The organism is Candidatus Cloacimonadota bacterium (genome assembly GCA_012516855.1).
Lineage (GTDB): Bacteria > Cloacimonadota > Cloacimonadia > Cloacimonadales > Cloacimonadaceae > Syntrophosphaera.
Map to the genome: position 1 here is coordinate 1 of JAAYWB010000082.1, position 5,875 is coordinate 5,875.

The window sequence follows — 5,875 nt, forward strand, 5'->3', positions numbered from 1 at the left end:
AACCCAGTATGCCGAGAAAGGTTATACCCTTACACAGACACCCGGTTGGTAGGAGTTGTTTGAACATCCTCTGATCAGGTTGTCAGTCAATAAAATCAGAGACGCGCCCCCGCGCGTCTCTGATTTTTATATATCAATTCATTTTGAGCTTGTCGTGAAATAGCCGTCAAACATGGCCAGTGACCGGAGAAATGACACTTTGTTGTGTTTCATTTAAAAATATCGGGAATAGGGATTACAATCTTTCCTGAAATCTCGTAAATTGCATTCTAATGAACATTTCATCAGTATAACTGTTCACCATAAGACCAAACCATTTAACTCCAAATATCAATAACATGAGAACAAACCTAAAATTGCACTCTCAACGGGAAGTTGTGAAATGGGGAAAACACGCAATGTTTTCAGCCATTTTGCTGATCCTGTTTTCCGGAACAATTATTTCCCAGACTCTGCGGGTCTCCGGGAAAGTCATTGACAATGCCGGGCTGGCTCTTCCGGGAGTAAAAATAGTCCTTGAAGGAACCATTACCGGTGTGGCTTCAGACAGTGATGGCTTATACTCCATCAATGCACCTGCTAATGGCACACTGGTCTTTTCTTTCATAGGGATGGAAACGGTGAAAATCCCGATTGATGGCCGTACCACAATCAATGTCACCATGACCGAATCATCAGTTCTTGTTGAGGAGGTTGTGGTTACCGCCCTTGGTATCAAGAAGGAGAAAAAGGCCCTGGGATATTCAGTTCAGGACCTTAAAAGCGATGAGATCCTGAAGAATAAGCAGACAAATGTTATCAACTCACTGGCTGCCAAGGTCGCTGGTGTGAGTATCACCCAGTCAAGCGGTTCTGCGGGCGCCGGATCAACAATCATCATCCGTGGCGGCAATTCAGCCAGCGAAACACGCGACAACCAGCCTTTGTTCGTCGTTGACGGCATCATCTATGACAACTCTACCATCAACAGCGGAAACTCAGGTACTGATGGTGTGACAAAAAATGCAACATCATTCAGCAACCGCGTGATGGACATCAACCCTGATGATATCGAGAGCATGTCAATCCTTAAGGGAGCTGCAGCAGCCGCATTGTATGGCTCACGGGCAGCTGACGGCGTGGTTGTCATTACAACCAAGAAAGGGGGTGCAGGTCCGGTCAGGGTAGACTTCAATTCAAAATACTCCTATTCCTGGGTTGGCACCAAGCCTGAGTTGCAGGATGTTTATGGAAGGGGTTACTATAACGAGGCCGGGTCATTCAGTGACTATACAACCCAGTCATGGGGTAACCCGATAACCGGACCAGTCTATGACAACGTAGGCAACTTCTTTCAGGGCGGGAATGTGTTTGACAACAGTCTGAGCATCTCAGGAGGCAGCCCCAATAGCAGCTTCTACATGTCGGCATCAAATTTTGACCAGACGGGAGTTGTGCCCACGACAGGATTTGACAAGAATACATTCCGCTTCAACGGTGAGCAGAAATATGGCAAACTGACTGTCGGTGCAAATGCAGCCTATTCAATTACAAACACCCTGAAGACTCTGACGACAGCAGGTCTGTATAACGGCGGAGGCAACGGAACAATGACAGCTCTCTACGGCTGGTCACGGAGTGACGATATCGCAAAATACCTCAATCCTGACGGAACAAAGTACAGGATGTTTGAGGGCATTCAGGAACTTGCCAGTGACGTGGAGAACCCTTACTGGATACTGAATAAAAACAAACTTACCGACAAGGTCAACCGGTTCACGGGCGGTATCAATGTTTCTTTCAACGTGACAGATTGGTTCAACATACTTTACCGGGTAGGTTATGATACATACAACAGCGGTGCCTATACCTATATCGCACCCGGTGGTGCAGTGACAGAGATATACCAGAAGGGTCGACTGAGTAAGAGTGGTTCCGAGTATGCGTTTCTTACCTCCAACCTCATGCTGAATTTTAATCAGAAGGTTGGCGGTATTGACCTGAACCTGCTACTGGGGCATACAGCTGAAAATACAGACAGAGTTTCACGGACCAACTGGGGTTACGGATTCTCAACCCCCGGCACAATAAGCTTTGGGAACATAGTTGATGACCAGAAGTTCTTTACCGAAAGAAATGTCACCAAACGATTGGTAGGTGTATTTGGTGAACTTCGTGCATCATACAAGAGCATTGCCTACCTGACTGTTACCGGCCGTAACGACTGGTCGTCAACGCTTCCTGTTGAAAACAGATCATATTTCTATCCTTCAGTATCCGGCAGCTTAGTATTTACTGAACTGCTTCCTGAAAATGATATCCTTTCATTCGGAAAGATCCGTGCTTCATGGGCCCAGGTGGGCAAGGATGCTGACGCATATGCAACCAACACCTATCTATGGGCTCCTCAGATCGTGAGCGGTCAGTTTGTGGGTACCGGCAACAGCTGGACCGGAGGAAGCCCCAACCTGGTGCCTGAAATTCAGACATCAACCGAGTTGGGGGCTGAACTCCGGTTCCTCGAGGGCAGGCTGGGACTTGACTTCACCTGGTACAACAGCGTGACGAAGAACCAGCTGGCAAGCCCCAGACTTGCACAGTCGACCGGTTATATCTTCCTTACGCTGAACAGCGGCTCGGTACAAAACAAGGGGATAGAGTTGTCAATCAATGCAACTCCTGTAAAAAAACGTGACTTCACATGGGATGTGACACTGAACCTTTCAGGCAACCGGGGTACTCTGGGAGATTTCCTGCCGGGAGTCACTTTCTTCTATGTTACTGACGTACAGATCGGAGGGGTTAAGGCAGCATCCGTACCGAACGGCGGTTACTTCCTTGGCCTGACCGGCGATCGTTGGCTGCGGGAGAAGGATACGGATGGGAATGAGATACCTGATGGCAGGTACATTGTAGATGAGAGTACCGGGCTGTATGCACCAACAACCGTTACGACAAACGTAGTGGGAAACCGTGAACCTGATTTCATCGGAGGTCTGAACAACAATCTGCAGTACAAGAATCTGAGCTTCTCTTTCCTGATTGACATCAGAAAAGGCGGTGATATTTACAACGGCACAGACTGGTATTTGACAACAAGAGGATTAAGCATGAAAACCCTTGACCGTAAGTCAGTTACTGTATCAGGTGTTTCCAAAACATCGGGTGAGCCTGTAACATACACCTATGAGGCCGGCAAGACCTATACTGTAGGCGGAGCCACGAAGTCAGGCGAGTATATGATCCAGCAATACTGGTCAAAATATGGTGATAATGCTTACAATTTCATAACCAGCACTAACTGGCTGAGACTGCGGTCTGTTAACCTGTCGTATGACTTCACAGACCTCATAGGCAAAAGGGGTTTCATCAAAGGTCTGTCAGCTTCAATCGGCGGCTATAACCTTCTTCTCTGGACGAACTACAAGGGGATGGATCCTGAAGTCAGCGTTTCCGGTTCAGGAACAGGCGGGTCTGGCTCGATGGGTATCGACTACTGCGGTGTACCTGCAACAAGAAACGTGACATTCGGTCTCAATGCAACATTTTAATAACTGATTCAAAAAAGTTGATTATGAAAAGGATATTATCTATTACACTTGGTCTGATCATTATGTTGGGCTTCTCTTCATGTGATAAGTGGCTCGATGTCAATGTGGACCCTGACAATCCAAATGACCTCAGTGCTACCCCGGAGATCAGGCTTCCCTGGATACAGCATTACTACATGTATGCCTGGGGAACTGCAAATATGCGTACGAGCACCATTGCAGGGATAATGACTCAGACAACCTCTGCCACCGGAGGCAACAGCAGGCTGGCAGCCTGGAATCCCATACAGGGCAGTTGCACAACGATATACCAGAACTGGTTCCTCGGAGGCGCTGTCAACCTTAAACCTCTTATTGACAGAGCTGAAGAGCAGGGGGCCTGGCATTACATGGGAGCTGCCTATTGCATCAAGGCCATGGGCTTTATGATGATGCTTGACCTTTATGGTGAAATGCCTTATACTGAAGCTTTGACAGGGAAATACAATCCAGCCTATGATCAGGGCGATGTTATCTATAACGGATGTATGGCTGACCTGGACAGGGCAATCGAATATTTCGGAAAAACCCAGGAGCCTGGCGCCGTAGCCCTCTCAAAAGGAGATAGCTGGAACGGAGGCGATGTCAATAAGTGGCTCAAGCTTTGCTACGGTCTGAAAGCCCGTTATCTCCTGCAGATTTCCAAAAAATCAACATTTGACCCGGCAGCAGTGCTGGCAGCTCTGCAGAATGCACCACAGTCCAATGCTGATAATATTATCATGAAACACTACAACGTGGAGGGTGATGCGGTTAATTTCACTGTTGCTGATCCCTACCAGACCAACTCCACATGGAACTCTGCAGCATATGGAACAGGACAGCGTTACACAAGGTGGTATGCAAACCTGCTGACAAACAATTTCACAGGAGGCTCCGGAGTGACAGACCCACGCCTGCCAAAGCTTCTGCCTGCTGTGATGACCAACACTGAATTGAATGCTTCAGGGAACATTATCAACTATGAATGGAGGAGAGATATTGGTGTTGACGCAATGAATTCAAGTGTCAGAGTGAATTCAGGACCCTTGAACTATTCATACGCCAATTCGCCTCAGACCCTGAAGTACACAATAGCTGATGAGGCAGCAAGAGACGCCTTCATCGCTGCAATCCCTCATCCATATACAGTTGACGGCAATGATGTTTCAGTGACATACCCCAGGGGATCATTCTATGTCAACAGCACCAACTACTTACGTGCCGGTGACACCGCGTATGTCAACATGAGGTCTAACAGCATGTCAACAAGCGGTCTGTCAGCAACGGATATGTATTACTATCTCAACGCCGACGTGAAGGCTGTCGGCGGAACAGGTAGTTTCTTCGTAAGGCCTGATTCAGATTCTGATATACTGACATATGCCGAGATGTGCTTCATCAGGGCTGAGGTGTACCTGAGACAGGGAAATGCACCACAGGCTCATAATGCTTATATTGCAGGAATAGAGGCAAGCTTTGACCGTATGCAGACCAAACTCAATGAGTGGAAGTCTGCCGGGACGGTTAATCCTGATCAGATGCCAATGGATGAGGCAGACATAGCAGCATATATGGCCAGCGCTGCAGTGGTGCAGAATGCCAGTAACCTTACAATGGCTGACATCATTCAGCAGAAGATCATTGCCATGGGTATCAATATGCAGATTTGGAACGATATGCGCCGTTTCAATTACAGTGCAGGAAACATAGGCAATTTTGGTGTTGTGTACAGGGACTACAAGAGACCATACGAGTTCACTGCAACCAATATCATTCCAGGAACGAGTCCGACTGACCTGAACTATTGGTTCCGCAGGTTCAATCACAGCGCTCACGAAAGCAACTACAATAACGAACAGCTATTGCTTTCAAATCCACTTGCCATGCAGGATGCAATATGGAGTGATCCTGTCTGGTGGGATAAGGAATAGCTTCATTATGCTGATATCCGGGGGGCTGAATATAGCCCCCCGGTTTTTCATTTTATAGTTATGAGTCTGTTGCTGATAATCAGCATTTCATTAATTTGTTGCTGACTGCCGGCTGCTGACTGCCGGCTGCTGACTGCCGGCTGCTGACTGCCGGCTGCTGACTGCCAGTTGCTGGCTGCCAGGTGACCGGTGGTATCATTTCTTTCTGAATCCGCTTCGTTCTATCAGCGGTTCTATGGAGGGTTCCCTTCCGCGGAAAGATCTGAAGAGCTCATCAGGCTCACGGCTGCCGCCTCTTTCGAGAATATTGTGGCGGAAAGAGCCGGCTGTTTCCCTGTCGAAGATGCCTCTCTCACTGAAGAGGCTGAATGCGTCAGCGTCGAGCACCTCAGC

Annotated in this window: 3 protein-coding genes; 2 read left to right on the forward strand and 1 reads right to left on the reverse strand. The window is 48.0% G+C overall.

Going from position 1 to position 5,875, the window contains the following annotated elements:
• The first annotated feature begins 398 nt into the window (after positions 1-398).
• A complete protein-coding gene (locus tag GX466_08235) occupies positions 399-3,530 on the forward strand; it encodes a SusC/RagA family TonB-linked outer membrane protein (GenBank protein ID NLH94183.1) in 3,132 nt (1,043 codons plus the stop codon).
• A gap of 23 nt (positions 3,531-3,553) precedes the next feature.
• Complete coding sequence (locus GX466_08240) at positions 3,554-5,482, forward strand: SusD/RagB family nutrient-binding outer membrane lipoprotein (GenBank protein NLH94184.1); 1,929 nt, start codon at positions 3,554-3,556, stop codon at positions 5,480-5,482.
• Between the two features lie 195 nt (positions 5,483-5,677).
• Here GX466_08240 and GX466_08245 read toward each other — a convergent pair.
• Positions 5,678-5,875: M3 family metallopeptidase (locus GX466_08245; protein ID NLH94185.1), on the reverse strand; the 198-nt coding region annotated here is incomplete at its 5' end.